The organism is Natronospira bacteriovora (assembly GCF_030848495.1).
GTDB lineage: Bacteria > Pseudomonadota > Gammaproteobacteria > Natronospirales > Natronospiraceae > Natronospira > Natronospira bacteriovora.
The window spans coordinates 252,191-266,707 of sequence record NZ_JAVDDT010000004.1; the positions used below are offsets into that span (position 1 = coordinate 252,191).

Here is a 14,517-nt window from a genome sequence, read left to right on the forward strand (position 1 = left end):
GTCGGGAGAGCGGCGGATGAACCGCAAGCAGAAAATCCGGATCGGTGACCTGCTGGTCCAGCACAAGGTGATCTCCGAAAGCCAGCTCGAACAGGCACTGGCGGAACAGAAGTCCAGTGGCCGCAAGCTGGGTCGGGTGCTGATTGATCTTGGCTACGTGACCGAGGATGAAATTCTGGATCTGCTGTCGCGGCAGCTGGACATCCCGCATATCGACATCCGCCACTTTCGCTTCGAGCCGGAAACGGCACGCAGGCTGCCCGAGACCCATGCACGCCGCTATCGGGCACTGCCCCTGTCCACCAATGAAGACGGCAGTGTGCTGGTGGCCATGGCCGATCCCACCGACATCTTCGCCTTCGATGAAGTCTCGCGTCTGCTGGGCAAGACCGTGCACGTGGGCATCGTGCGTGAGGCCGATCTGCTGCGCACCATCGACCTGGTCTATCGGCGCACGGAAGAGATCTCCAGCCTGGCCGAGGAGCTGGGCGAGGAACTGTCGGAAGGGGATTACGATCTCGATGAACTCATGGCCGAGGACGAGCTCACCGATGCCCCGGTGATTCGCCTTCTCCAGTCCATGTTCGAGGACGCCGTGCAGGTGAATGCCTCGGATATCCACATTGAGCCGGATGATCAGGTTCTGCGCATCCGCCAGCGCGTGGACGGTGTGCTGCAGGAGCAGGTCATCGAAGGCAAGCGCATCGCTTCCGCCCTGGTCACCCGCCTTAAGCTCATGTCCCAGCTGGACATCTCCGAAAAACGCCTGCCCCAGGACGGCCGTTTCTCTATCAACGTCAAGGGCAAAACCATTGATGTGCGCCTGTCCACCATGCCCATCTCCAGTGGGGAATCCGTGGTGATGCGTCTGCTGGATCAATCCGCCGGCACCATGGAGCTCAAGCAGCTCGGCATTCCCGAGGACATGCTGCCGCGCATCCAGCGCCTCATCAGCAAGCCCCAGGGCATGGTGCTGGTGACCGGCCCCACCGGCAGCGGCAAGACCACCACCCTGTATGCCGCCCTCAACTACGTGAACCGGCCGGACAACAAGATCATTACCGTGGAAGACCCGGTGGAATACCGCCTGCCGCGAGTCAACCAGGTGCAGGTACATCCCCGCATCGGTCTGGACTTCGCCCGTGTGCTGCGCACCGCCCTTCGACAGGATCCGGATATCATCCTGGTGGGCGAGATGCGTGACCAGGAAACCGTGGATATCGGCCTGCGTGCGGCCATGACCGGTCACATGGTCTTTTCCACCCTGCACACCAACAATGCCCTGGCCACCATCAACCGCCTGATGGACATGGGGGCGCCCGGTTACATGCTGGCCGCTTCCCTGGACGCGGTGATCGCCCAGCGCCTGGTGCGTCGGGTGTGTGACAGCTGCGGTCGCGACAAGAAACCCGATGATCATCAGCTGGCCTGGCTGCGTGCCCGCATCGGCCCGGAAAAGGCCGACGGCATGACCTTCCGGGAAGGGCGCGGCTGCCCCTACTGCGGAAACACCGGATACCGTGGCCGAATCGGCGTTTACGAATTGCTGGAACTGGACGCGATCCTCACCGACGCCCTGCGCCGCAACGACCTGGATGACTTCGAGGAACAGGCCCAGCGCCGCAGCGGATACCGACCCCTGGTCATGTGCGCCCTGGATTACGCCGAGCAGGGCACCACCTCCCTCGCCGAAGTCATCCGCCTGGCCGGTGGCCTGGAAGGTCGTGTCTCCGCCCCGAACCTGGATTTGAGTCTGAGTGATGGGTGATTTTTTGAGTTCTGAGTTCTGAGTTCTGAGTTGGCAGTATCGCTCGTTGTCGTTGTCGTTGTCGTTGTCGTAATCGAGGTTTGATCGAGCTACGAGTAAAGACCAGAAGCCCTGGAACAGAAAGTTTTTCGTAAATCACCTCGCTGCTCGTAGTCCGTTGCTGCGTTCATAATGACGACAACGACAACGACAACGACAACGACAACGACAACGAGAACATACTCACCGCCGGGTTTACCTAGGAGCAATCAATGCCGGTTTTCAAATACAAAGGGCGTACCGGGCGCGGTGAATCCGTCAGCGGCACACTGGAGGCCGAGGATGCGGATGCCGTGGCACGCCAGTTGTTCAATACCGGCATCACCCCCATCGACATCAATGAGTCTGAAGAAAAACGGCGTGGAGCCGGGGTGCAGCTACAGCTATGGCGGCCGCGTCCGAAAAGCGAGGATCTCATCCTCTTCACCCGTCAGATGTACTCTCTGACCAAGGCGGGTGTCCCCCTGATTCGCGGCTTGCGCGGTCTGATCGAATCCACCCGCAACGAGATACTGGCCGAGGCCCTGGAAGACGTGGTGGATGCCCTGGAGTCCGGCCGTGACCTGTCCGGCGCCCTGGCGCGCCACGCCAACATCTTCGGGCCGCTCTACATCAACATTGTCCGCGTGGGGGAGAACTCCGGCAATCTGGAGGAATCCTTCCTGCGCCTCGGCCAATACCTGCAGCTGGACCGGGAAACCCGCCGCAAGGTGAAGAGCGCCCTGATGTATCCCAGCATGGTGATCGGCGCCATCGTCATTGCCATCGCCATCGTCACCATCTGGGTCATTCCCCAGTTCTCCCGCATGTTCGCCGCCTTCGATGCCGAGCTGCCCCTGGCCACCCGCGGCATTCTCGCCGTCTCCAACTTCGCCCAGGCCTGGTGGCCGTGGCTGCTGGTTGCCGCTGTACTGGGCGCAACGGCTTTCAGCTACTGGTCGAAGACACCCAAGGGTAGCCGCACCTGGGATCGCTGGAAACTCCGGATCCCCGCCGTGGGTGACATCATCCTGCGCGCCACCCTGGCCCGCTTCGCCCGCACCTTCGCCATGTGTTTCCGCGCCGGCGTCCCCCTGGTGCAGGCCCTGACCCTGGTCTCCCGTGCCCTGGACAACAACTGGCTTGGCGACCGCGTCGCCGGCATGCGCAACGGTGTCGAGCGCGGCGAAAGCCTGCACCGCACCGCCCGCGCCGCCGGCATCTTCACCCCCCTGGTACTGCAGATGATCCAGGTGGGTGAAGAAACCGGCTCGGTGGATGACATGCTGGAAGAAGCCGCCGACTTCTACGAACGGGAAGTGCAGTACGACATCGACAACCTCAGCGCCATCATCGAGCCCATATTGATCGTGTTCGTGGGGATTCTGGTGCTTCTGTTGGCCCTGGGAATCTTCTTGCCAATGTGGGACCTTGCAAGAGTCGCCATGTAGTAAGGCCCCACCTCCTATCGGAGCCATATGACCCCCAAAATCGGCACGGCCGTTTAGTAGAAATCGTTGTCGTTGTCGTTGTCGTAATCGTAATCGGAATTTAATCACGCCAGAATAATGCCGACAACGACAACGACAACGACAACGACAACGACAACGACAACGACAACGATTTCAAGAACACCACTGCAGTGCAGGAAAACCATGTCTCGCCACCCACACAACCGCGGCTTCACCCTGCTGGAATTCCTCCTGGTTATCACCCTGGTGGGCATCTTCTTCGTGGTGGCCATCGAGAACCTCTTGCCCCTGACCGGTGAGGCCGAGCGGGTGAGTGTGGAGCGCAATCGGGTGGCCATGGACAGCAATCTGCGCACGGCGGCGGCGGAACGGCTGCTGAGGGATGGTCGCGAAGCGGTCAAGGCAATGGAAGGCCGCAACCCTGTCGAGTGGCTGCAGCGCCCGCCGACCAACTACCTGGGCGAGAAACCCGGCGCCAACCCGGCGAACGTTCCGCCCGGGCACTGGTACTGGGACCCCGAAGGGCAATGGCTGATCTACACCGTTCGCCATAGCCGCTACTTCCACAGCGAACTCGACGGCCCGCCCCGCATCCGTTTCCAGGTCGAACGGGAAGGTGGCGAGCAATTCTTCGCCCTGCGCCTGGTCAGCCCCGATGCCTACCACTGGGACAGCGAAGGCTCCGAACTCGCCCGCTGGATACTGCGTGGAAGACCGGATGAATCGGGACCACAAAATGCACACGAAATGGACACGAGATAAGGGCGAAAACCGTTAAAACATTTGGCCGCGAAATGGACGCGAAATGAAAGGCAAAAGAATATTAGCCACAGATGGACACGGATGGACGCAGATGGGGCCGTGCGGGGTAAGGCGCCGTGCCGCTTCGGAGGGGCCGTGCCCGATGCGGGGGGTGGCGTAGCTATAGGCACCGTAGGCGCGGTTTTATCCTCGATTACAACCCATCCAATTGCACGCCGCGAATTCGAACCCCCTGTGGGAGCGTCATTCCTGCCGCGATGACAATCGTGCGTTTTGGCACGCCGTCCTCTATGGTCTCGCTGTAGGCGCGGATTCATCCGCGCCTACGCGGCCAGTCGATGCGCCGAGCCCTCCGCAGGCATGGCCCCTCCGAATCAGCACGGCACCTGACCGGGCACGGCCCAACATCTCGTGTCCATTTCGTGTCCATTTCGTGGTCCCCTCCAAACCCGTCACCGCCCATGCATTTCTGCTATGTTTATCCAAAAGAGGGCCGGGCCGGGGGGCCGGTGTTGTTCGGGTCTGTCTGACAAGGAAAACCAATGAACACGCTTGCCTTGTTTTTTGATGCACTGATCGTCTTCTTCCTGGTAGTGGGGCTGTTCGCCGCTGCCATCGGCCTTATTCTCATGCTCGCACCCGCCGGATTCGAACGCCTTGCCAGCCGCATGAACCGGGAATGGTCCACCCGGCGCGCCATGAAGGAGCTGGAGGTTCCCCGCTATTACGAACGCTTCTTCTTCCGCCACCATCGCTGGGTCGGCGCCCTGATCCTGATCGCCTGTCTCTATTTCTTCTTCGCCTTCGTCTTTCGCATGAGCCCGGCCGAGGCCGCCCTGGCCATGCCCGGGATCACCTGGCTCTGGGAAGGCCTGTTCTGGTTCCTGATCGTGGCCAACAGCGCCGCCGCGATCCTGGCACTGGTGATCCTGCTCCGGCCCAGCGCCCTCAAGCCCCTGGAAGCCTTCGCCAACCAGTGGGTCTCCGTGCGCAAGGCCACCCGGGGCCTGGACAAGGAATTCGACGACTTCGACAACTTCGCCCGCCGCCATCACCGCGCCACCGGTTTTCTCCTCCTCCTGGCGGGAGTGTTCCTGGCCGTCAGCTTCGGGGTCTTGTATAGCGGGTAGTAGGGGAAAGGCGCCGCGAAATGGACGCAAGATGAACGCGAAATGAAAGGCGAAGGGCGTTTTTTTTTGCCACAGATGAACGCGGATTAACACAGATGAGGGCTGGCAGCGCCTGCGCTGACCGCCACCTGTGGGAGCGGCTTTCAGCCGCGATTGCAATTCTTCGGTTGGCACGCCGGTTGTTTTCTGAAGAATCGCTGCCGAAGCCGGGCCGATATGTTTTTACACAGAGAGCACGGAGCGGGAGATAGTGTTGGCTTCGATAAAAGTCGCGTGTCGTTGATGGTGGATTGGCATTAGATGGCTTGATCGCGGCTGAAAGCCGCTCCCACAGCGGGCGGTCAGCACCCGCACTGCAAATGTCAAATCTGTGTCCATCCGTGTTCATCTGTGGCTGAGATCCATTTTTCTTTTTTATTTCGTGTCCATTTCGTGGTCAAAATCTTCCAAGCCATCCCCAGGCACGGCCCCTCCGAAGCCGCACGACACCTCACCCCGCACGACCCAAATCTAGCGTCCATTTTGCGTCCATCTCGCGGCTAACGCTTTTCGCCTTTATCTCGTGTGAATCTCGTAACCTGAACAAACCTCAGATAAACCGTTCATCCCCGCCAGCAACCCTCTGATCCGCGTCAGGAAACCTTTTATCGGTTTTTACATAAAACGGTTGTGTCATTTGCCTCAATCAGGCTATGCTTTAAACAAGCCCCAGTGGCGGCTGCGGCCGCGGTTGGGGCTTCAGTCCCGCTCCAGCGGGCTATACTCATGGCTTGACCGGCCGCGGCCGGGAATTCTGAAAGAGGTGAATTGAGATGCGCAAAGCCCAAGGTTTTACCCTGATTGAACTCGTCGTGGTCCTCGTGATCCTCGGCATCCTCGCCGCCGTGGCCGTGCCGCGGTTTATTGATCTGAGTGGAGAAGCCGAGACAGCTGCCCTTCAGGCGCAGGCAGGCAATCTTACCAGTGCAGCAGCCATGAATTTTGCGAAGTGGGCTGCCAATGGCAAGCCGACTGATCCAACAACTGTTGATGCTGTCGCAGTCACTGTCTGCAGTGATCTGGAAGGTTTGGTCACAAACTTTGATTCCGCCCGATTTGATCTTGCCGATGGAACTGGGGGCACTATTACCTTCACCGTACGCACGGTTCCCGGTGATACTGACCAGGACTGCAGTATATCGATCAACTGATCCTTAGAGCCTCAAGAAAGTTGATTGTGAAGCCGCCCTCACCTTCGGGTTGAGGGCGGTTCTGTCTGGGGTTACTTGAATGTCGGCGAAAGGTTTCAGCCTCATCGAGCTTGTAATGGTCATCGTTATACTCGGCATCCTCGCCGTGGTGGCCATCCCCCGTTTCACCGGCGGCACCCTCTACGACGCCCGCGGCTTCCACGACGAACTCATGAGCGCCACGCGATACGCACAGCTGCAGGCCAGTACCACGGGCTGCCTGGCGCGCATCGCCATCTCCTCCGGTGGCTATGCACTCGATCACGAGAATCCCTGTGGCAGTGGCGATTTCGGGGGGCTTCCCGTCATCCATCCCAGCCGGGGTGGGGCCTTTCAGGCCAATACTCCGTCTGGTGTGACGGTCTCCATTTCCGGTCAGGCAGAGCTGGTCTTTGATGGCCTCGGCCGGCCGCTGACCAACAACCCGCCCCAGGTCACCGTGGAAGGCGGTGGCTTCAGTCGTAGTTTCTGCGTCGAGCCGGAAACCGGCCACGTGGAGGTCTGCTGATGCTCCGCCGGCGCCATCAACGCGGGGTGACACTGATCGAGCTGATCATCAGCATCGTGGTCATCGGCATTGCCGCGGCGGCCATTCTCGGCGTTTACACCACCATCGTCCGTGCCAGTGCGGACCCCATGATCCGCGCCCAGGCGGTGGCCATTGCCGAGGCCTACATGGATGAAATCATGGCCCGGCCGTTTTCGGGCAGCACCGGCGACGGCAGCTGCGGTTCACGTGAGGACTGGGATCACATCGGGGCCTACAACAACCTCGATTGCCCACCCCAGAATGTCTTCGGCGATACCCTGCCCGGCCTTGGCAATTACACCGTCAATGTCAATGTCTACAACGATGGTTCCCTCGGCCTCGGCGCGGATGAGCGTCGAATCGACGTGCAGGTTTCCGACAACGCCAATACCGTCAGTTTCACACTCTCGGCCTGGAGGACGGCGCCATGAGGGTGCAGCCGTCAAAAGGCTTCACCCTGGTGGAGCTGATCATCGTCATCGTGATCACCGGCATCGTGGCCGTGGTGGGTGCGGTGATCATCCAGGGCGGCGTCGGCGGCTATGTGGACCAGGAGCGCCGGGCCAGCCTGGTGGCCGATGCCGACCGCGCCATGCGCCGCATGAGCCGCGAGATCCGTCTCGCCCTGCCCAACAGCATTCGAGTCAATCAGTGCGCCGGTAATCCCTGCGTGGAGTTTCTGGCGACGGTGGCCGGCGGCCGTTATCGCGAGGGCCCGGGCCCGGCACCGGTCGGCGGCGACCCCAATCGGCGTCTGCGTTTCAACCAGCCGGACAATCAGTTCAACAGCACCGGCCCGATCGGCCTGGCCGATGGCAGTTACCCCTATTACCTGTCCGTCTATAACACGGGGCAGTCCGGCAATGACGCCTGGGCCGGCCAGAGCATGACGCAGGCTCGCGGGGTCACACTCGCCGATGATGTGGCGGTTCCCGGCGAGACCCGGGTCACCCTGGCCAACGCCCATCAGTTCCCGCTTTCCTCACCCCGTCAGCGCTTCTACCTGGTGGAAGACGCGGTGGCCTTTGTCTGCGAGACCGGCCGTATCAACCGCTACCGTTATGACCGCGACCAGGCCTTCAACGCCAATGCCGGCAACACCCTGGTCAATCGCGTCGAGAGCTGCGAATTCCAGTATGACGCCGGCAGCTCTACCCGCGCCGGCCTGCTCACCCTGACCCTGGTGATCCAGGAAGAGGGCGAGCGGGTACGTCTGCAACACCAGATCCAGGTGAGCAACACGCCATGAATGATTTTTGGCAGACAAGACCGATCCGTCGGGATGTGGGACAAGCCGAGTTCAAAGGTGATCTCGCGCGGAGACGCGGAGACGCGGAGAAAGGCGCAGCTTACATGGCTGGACATGGTATGCGTTCGGGAGCGATTGCCGGAAAGCAGCGGGGAGTCGCGCTGATCGCGGCGCTGTTCCTGCTGGTCGGCCTGGCGGCACTGGCCATCTACATGGTCACCCTCAGTGGCGTGCAGCAGGACACACCGATCCGCGCCATGGACAGTAGCCGCGCCTGGTACATTGCCCGCTCCGGCATCGAAGCGGCATCGTACGAAGCAAGCAATGGTGGAGGCTGCGCCGCGGTAAGCTCCTCACACTCACTGGATGACTTTACCGTGGAAATCAGCTGCACCAGCACCACGCATACCGAACGAGGTGAAGCCTTCCAGGTATTCGTGCTGGAAGCGCAAGCACAGCGGGGCAGCTACGGTGAGCGCAACTATGTATCAAGGACCGTCACGGCACAGGTGAGCAACGCACCATGATGAGAGACGCCATATCCGCCGTGCATATTGCCTGCCTGGCAAAGACTTTTCGTTTTGCGGCCACCGTCCTGTCTGTGCTTGCCCTGTTGGCATTCCCCGCCGTCTCGACGGCAAACATTTCGATGACGGCGAACGGCGAAGCGGACGAGCTCGTTGTTCCGGCCGGAACCGAAGTGACTTTTGTCATTGAGGCCGAGAATTGCGGTGGTATCAATGCCGACCGTTGGCGAGACACGTGGATTTTTGGCGATGGTGCTACGGAGGAGGCTGTGTTTAACAACTCCCCATGCCAGGACTCACCGTTTGCCAACGCACATACCTACGATACGCCAGGAACCTATGTTGCTGAGTTCGTCTCGGCTTATTGCGAAAATTATGTCACCTGGCCACCGGGACAGGCGGGATGCCAAAGCGGTTGGATCGAATTTGATCGCGATTCGGTTACCGTCATCGTGGAACCGCCTCAACCCGAGGTCATGTATGCCTATTATTTTGATGAACTGGAATGGCTGGGCAATGCTGGTGAGGTTGAGGATTTTTCCGGTAATGACCGGCATGGCAATGCCGTCGGCGCCACCACAGCGGGGGAAGAACCGGCACGACCGGGTGCAACCGGCACATGCCGTTATGGCGTATTTGAATCGGGTCAGCGGGTAACCGGCCCGTCCAGCTCCGATGTCAATGCTGCGGATTCATTCACCCTGGCGGCCTGGGTGCGTATGCGCAGGGACGAGCAGGAAAACAACTTCCCCGCCCTGTTTGCTTATGGTGATACACGGGGGGATGCCTACGCCGGTCGTTTCGAACTGTTCATTCGACGTGGCTCGCCGGACGAGATGGTGTTTGCCATCCGACGTAGCAACGACCAGGTTCGCCTGTTCGAGGTTTCATTCAATGACCTCCCTGTGGATCCCCTGGGTGGCGAGTGGGTCCATGTCGCGCTTAGCTATGCCAATCAGAATCGCCTTGCCGCCTTGTATATCAACGGTGAACTGGTCGACAGCGAGCAGATGGATGGCCCGCCCGGTGTCGCCAGCACCACCGGCGGCCTGGGCCTGATGGCGCACGCTGGAGGCGCGTATGACGCCATTGGCAATATGGATGAACCGAGATTGTTCTCCGGGGCGTTGACCTCGGACCAGATCACGGCGGTATATCAGCAGACCCGTGATTGCGGCGGTGAAATTGATCATTATCGCATCATGCCCGCCATGACCTCGGGAGTTACCTGTGCAAGTAATGTGATCAGCATCGAAGCACGCGATGTAGACAATAATCCCATAAACCCGACCGCCGGAACGATTCTGGGATTGAGCAGTGATACGGGTGGCGGCTACTGGAGCAGCTTGCTTGCCGGCGGGGGGGCGTTTTTCTCGGGGCCCGACGGAAGCGCCAGTTACGAGTTCACAGGGGACGAGAGCGGCATCACCCTTGCTTACGATTACACGGATATTGCCGTCGATCCACAAACAGTGACGCCAGCGGCGACGGATAGCAACGGCGTTGGCAGCATAGCCGATTCCATTGCAATCGCCCGGGCTGGCTTCAGGCTCGTTGACATCGACACCGGTTTGGCCGGAATCCCATCTCAGATTGCCGGCAAGCCGTCCGACGTGGGGTACAACGCGGCTGCACTGGGCATCCAGGCAATTCGCGAAAGTAACGAAGATCCTCAAACCTGTGACGGAATCTACGACGAAGGCCAGGCGGCAACCGTCAGCTTTGGCGCCGAATGCCGTGATCCGGGCGTATGCGGCCCTGAACTTGTCCAGCTTAACGGAAATGCCATTGCCACCAGTGATGACAATGGTGATCCAGGCACCATCGCTGATTACACCGATGTGAACCTGACGTTTCAGTCCGAGTCCATTGCACCGATCACTCTCAACTATCTGGATGTCGGCGCACTCCGTCTCTACGCCAGGGCCGAAATACCGCGCGCCGATGGCACAATGTCAGGTGATTACCTGTTTGGCTCCAGCGGTGACTACACAGTGCGACCCTTCGGCTTCTTTGTCGATAGCCCCATTCTCAGTGACAGTGTGCCTGCGCCGGACGGGCCCGTGACTGCCATCGCCGGCGATCTTTTTGAAGTCACCGTCTGGGCTGTAAGCTGGCAGGCGGAAGATGATCAGGATGGTGATGGACGACCCGATGAGGGTGCTGACCTGAGTGATAATCCGATTACCCCATCGTTCGGTGCCGAGTCCCAGGTTATCGAGGTATCTCTTAGTCCGACAGTCGCAGCACCCGCCAGTGGCAGCGATGGATTCCTGGGTTCCTCGATATTCAATGATTTCGTCAATGGCAGTGACCAGATAACGACCTTCTGGAGTGAGTCGGGCTATGTCCACCTGAATGCCGTGCTCTCACAAGCCTATCTTGGTAGCGAAACGGTGCACGGCCAGGGGCGCAACGCCGGCCGTTTTCGCCCTGATCATTTCCATGTGAACGCGAACCAACCCCAGCTCGAGGCTGCTTGTGATTCCGCGTTCACTTACTTGCGCCAACCAATTGATTTTGAGATCGCGCCTGAAATCACTATCGTGCCGCGCAATTTGAATGACGAGCAAACCACGAACTACGACGATTTCAGCGCCCAGGGCGAAGGTAACTGGTGGCGCCTGGATGACATCAGCCCCCAATACGAAGAAATCGGTAGCGACAGCCCGGTGGAGGTCTTCATCGATGACGGTATGGCCAGTCACAGTCCACCGGCCAATGAGCCCGATAACGCTCAGGTTACCCTGGTCTTCAGCGGGCCTTTGGCACACGAACTGAGTGGCAGTGCGATTGATATAGCCCCGTATGATTCAACCGCACAACTTTCCTTTGCCATTCTGGATCCGGATGGTGTCGCGTACGAGAACCCGGATGATGGCAGCAGCACCTTCCGTCTCGAGATTGGCTACGATGGTAGTGAACAGATTCGTCATGGCCGTCTGAACATTGGCAATGCCCACGGTTCCGATCGCCTCGATCTGGCGGGGATCGTTCATGCCGAGTACTTTGGTGGCGACGAGATAGGCTGGCGTCGCCACGATGATGATGTCTGCACCACCGGGCTTACCATGAGTGTCACACCACGTGACGGAACCGCCAGCACCTGCATTATCGAACCCGGCAATCAAAGCGGTGCTGGCTGTGGCAGTGGCGAGACCAACAAGAACTGGCAGGAGCCGCCGCAGCAACCTCAGGGCGGGGACTTCAACGCCTGGTTCCGGCTCACCAATGAACTGGCCAGCCACGATGTCACCGCCACCAGCCTGCCCGAATGGCTGGAATACGACTGGAGCGGCGACGGCAACCACGATGAAGCCCCCAGCGGCGTGATCACCTTCGGCATCTACGAAGGCCAGGACCGTCAGATCGACCTGCGCGAAAGCTGGTGACGGTGAGGGACCACGAAATGGACACGAAATGCACACGAGATAAAACCACAATAACATCTAGCCGCGAGATGAACGCGAAATGGGCGCGAGATGTGAGCAGTGCCTGGGGAGCCGCCGTGCTTGGAGATGGCTTTGAGGGCATTGACCACGAAAGACACACGAAATGGACACTAGATAAGGCCTGACGGTATCGGGTCTGATGGCCACCTGTGGGAGCGGCTTTCAGCCGCGATCAAGCCATCTAATGCCAACAACCCAACAGCGAAACGCGGCTCCAATCAAAGCCAACACCTTAACCCGCTCCGTGTCCTCCGTGATCTCTGTGTAGAAAACATAGCCGCCTGGCCGCGGCACCGATTCTTCAGGAAACCGTCGACGTGCCATCCGAAGAATTGGAATCGCGGCTGAAAGCCGCTCCCACAGCGGGCAGTCAGCACCCACGGTGCCAGCCCTAATTTCCTGTCCATGTAGCGTCCATTTCGCGGCCAGGTGTTTTAAAGGTTTTCCCCTGTCCTCCGAGGCCAAACCCTCACTGCCGCAGATGTGAAGCGCCATTCACATCGATGATGGTGCCGGTGGCGAACTCGGACTCTTCTGACGCCAGCCATAGCACCGCGGCGGCCACGTCATCAGGTGTGGCGACCCGTCCAAGCGGACTCTGGGCACGGATGCCGTCGCCTTCCGGGCCCTTGAGGAGATCGCGGGTCATGTCGGTCTCCACGAAACCCGGCGCCACGGCCGTGACGCTTACCCCCCGCTCACCGAAGGCCTGGGCCAGGGACTGGGTCAGGGCATTGAGACCGGCCTTGCTGGCACCGTAGGCGGGCGCCTCGGGTTCACCGCGGAAGGCACCCCGGGAGGAAATGTTCACGATGCGGCCACGGCCGCGTTGGGCCATGGCCTGGCCGAGCAAAAAGCTCAGATGGGCCGGGCCGCTCAGGTTGAGCGCAATGGTCTCGTTCCAGATCGCCTGCCACTGGGTGAAGTCCATGTCCGCCACCGGGCGGTGACGAAAGATACCGGCGTTGTTGACCAGGACATCCACCGGCCCCAGATCCCGTTCCGCTTCCAGCGCCAGGCTTTCACAGTCGCCGGCCTGGTCCAGCGAGGCCCGCAACAGGCAATGGCCATCGCCATCCAGACTGTCCAGGGCGCGGCGGGCTGTCGCCTCGTCGTGGGCGAAATGAATCCCGACCCGGGCCCCTTCTTTCGCAAAACCCTGCGCGCAGGCGAGGCCGATGCCCCGGTTGCCACCGGTCACCAGGACCGCCCTGTCGCGAAAGCGGGGGTTCATTCGCCGCGCCCGAAGAGGTTCAGCAGCCAGGCCCGGATGTGATCGATTTCCTGCGGGCAGACCGCATGGGGCATGGGGTAGGTGCGCCATTTCACCGCATAGCCCAGGCGTTCCAGGTGCCGGAAGGAGGCTTCCCCCAGACTGGGCTGCACCACCGGATCCTGGGCGCCGTGGGCCATGAAGATGGGCAGTTCACGGTTGGCCGCGCTCGCCTCCTGTTCCAGTTCCTCCGCCTTGGGCAGGTAGGTGGAGAGGGCAATCAGGCCGCCAAGGCGCTCGGGGTAGCGCAACGCGGCATGCAGGGCCACCGCGCCGCCCTGGGAAAAGCCCGCAATCACGATGTTCTTCGCCGCAATGCCACGCTTGATTTCCTGCCGGATCAGCCGGTTGACGGTCTCGGCGGACTCCTCGATGCCATCCAGGTCCTGCGGCGAATTGCGCTCCAGGCTGACCAGGTCATACCAGGCCCGCATGGCCATGCCGCCGTTCAGCGTCACCGGCCGCACCGGTGCATGGGGAAAGATAAAGCGCAGCGGCAGGGTATCCTGCAGACGCAGCTGGGGCACCAGAGGCTCGAAATCATGGCCGTCGGCACCCAGGCCGTGCAGCCAGATGACACTGCCCACCGGCTCGTCACCGGTACTCATTTCCAGGCAATCAATGCTTTGCTGATTCATCGCGGCTTCCCTGATTGAAGGCGTGGGCAGTTTAACAAACTACTCTGGGGGATTGAGTGCTGAGTGCTGAGTGCTGAGTGTTGAGTGGGTGCGGGTCGGAGGGGGCGGCAGTTCTCGAAGGGGCGGGGCTTGCGGTTGGCACCGGGTGAATCGTGAAACGTGAATCGAGGGGGCCATAGCGGGTGTCGGGGCGCTTGGAGTTTAACGGCCTCGGAGGTGAGGTGTGAGGCGTGAGGAGTAAGGCGAAAGGCAGGGCGCCTCCGGCGCCCAACGGCCGGCCATAGGCCGGCCTGAAACGCGCGAAGCGCGGAAGCCGCAAGGCTTCGGGTTATCCCCTCACGCCTCACACCTAACACCTCACTTTCGAAGCCCCCCAGACCCGAGCGCCCCGGCACCCTCTAACGCCCCCACTCAGCACTCAGCACTCAGCACTCAGCACTCAGCACTCAGCACTCAGCACTCAGCACTCA

12 protein-coding genes are annotated in these 14,517 nt (G+C 60.6%); 10 read left to right on the forward strand and 2 right to left on the reverse strand.

The features are described from left to right. Nucleotides 1-16: 16 nt before the first annotated feature. The 10 genes from RBH19_RS08345 (at nt 17) to RBH19_RS08390 (ending at nt 12,076) form a co-directional block, all read left to right on the forward strand. Nucleotides 17-1,768 (forward strand): GspE/PulE family protein, encoded by a 1,752-nt coding sequence (locus RBH19_RS08345; RefSeq protein WP_306728374.1) that lies wholly within the window; start codon nt 17-19, stop codon nt 1,766-1,768. 251 nt (nt 1,769-2,019) lie between these two features. Next, nucleotides 2,020-3,237 carry a type II secretion system F family protein gene (locus RBH19_RS08350; RefSeq protein ID WP_306728375.1) on the forward strand — a complete coding sequence of 406 codons (1,218 nt, stop codon included), beginning with the start codon at nt 2,020-2,022 and terminating at the stop codon, nt 3,235-3,237. Nucleotides 3,238-3,441: 204 nt separating this feature from the next. Beyond that, nucleotides 3,442-4,020 carry a type II secretion system protein gene (locus RBH19_RS08355; RefSeq protein ID WP_306728376.1) on the forward strand — a complete coding sequence of 193 codons (579 nt, stop codon included), beginning with the start codon at nt 3,442-3,444 and terminating at the stop codon, nt 4,018-4,020. 542 nt (nt 4,021-4,562) lie between these two features. Further along, nucleotides 4,563-5,150 carry a hypothetical protein gene (locus RBH19_RS08360; protein ID WP_306728377.1) on the forward strand — a complete coding sequence of 196 codons (588 nt, stop codon included), beginning with the start codon at nt 4,563-4,565 and terminating at the stop codon, nt 5,148-5,150. Nucleotides 5,151-5,962: 812 nt separating this feature from the next. Beyond that, nucleotides 5,963-6,340, forward strand: a complete 378-nt coding sequence (locus tag RBH19_RS08365; protein WP_306728378.1) for a type II secretion system protein — start codon at nt 5,963-5,965, stop codon at nt 6,338-6,340. Nucleotides 6,341-6,419: 79 nt separating this feature from the next. After that, complete coding sequence (locus tag RBH19_RS08370; protein WP_306728379.1) at nt 6,420-6,887, forward strand: pilus assembly FimT family protein; 468 nt, start codon at nt 6,420-6,422, stop codon at nt 6,885-6,887. Beyond that, nucleotides 6,887-7,339 (forward strand): prepilin-type N-terminal cleavage/methylation domain-containing protein, encoded by a 453-nt coding sequence (locus tag RBH19_RS08375; RefSeq protein WP_306728380.1) that lies wholly within the window; start codon nt 6,887-6,889, stop codon nt 7,337-7,339. Before RBH19_RS08370 ends, RBH19_RS08375 begins: the two co-directional genes overlap by 1 nt. Beyond that, nucleotides 7,336-8,157: a prepilin-type N-terminal cleavage/methylation domain-containing protein gene (locus tag RBH19_RS08380; protein ID WP_306728381.1), complete on the forward strand. Its 822-nt coding sequence runs from the start codon at nt 7,336-7,338 to the stop codon at nt 8,155-8,157. The genes RBH19_RS08375 and RBH19_RS08380 overlap by 4 nt, the downstream gene beginning before the upstream one ends. A gap of 119 nt (nt 8,158-8,276) precedes the next feature. After that, complete coding sequence (locus RBH19_RS08385) at nt 8,277-8,684, forward strand: hypothetical protein (RefSeq protein WP_306728382.1); 408 nt, start codon at nt 8,277-8,279, stop codon at nt 8,682-8,684. After that, nucleotides 8,681-12,076, forward strand: a complete 3,396-nt coding sequence (locus tag RBH19_RS08390; RefSeq protein ID WP_306728383.1) for a LamG domain-containing protein — start codon at nt 8,681-8,683, stop codon at nt 12,074-12,076. The genes RBH19_RS08385 and RBH19_RS08390 overlap by 4 nt, the downstream gene beginning before the upstream one ends. Before the next feature lie 529 nt (nt 12,077-12,605). Here the strand turns inward: RBH19_RS08390 and RBH19_RS08395 are convergent. Next, complete coding sequence (locus RBH19_RS08395) at nt 12,606-13,370, reverse strand: SDR family NAD(P)-dependent oxidoreductase (RefSeq protein WP_306728384.1); 765 nt, start codon at nt 13,368-13,370, stop codon at nt 12,606-12,608. After that, a complete protein-coding gene (locus RBH19_RS08400) occupies nt 13,367-14,047 on the reverse strand; it encodes an alpha/beta hydrolase (protein ID WP_306728385.1) in 681 nt (226 codons plus the stop codon). Before RBH19_RS08400 ends, RBH19_RS08395 begins: the two co-directional genes overlap by 4 nt. Nucleotides 14,048-14,517: the final 470 nt, after the last annotated feature.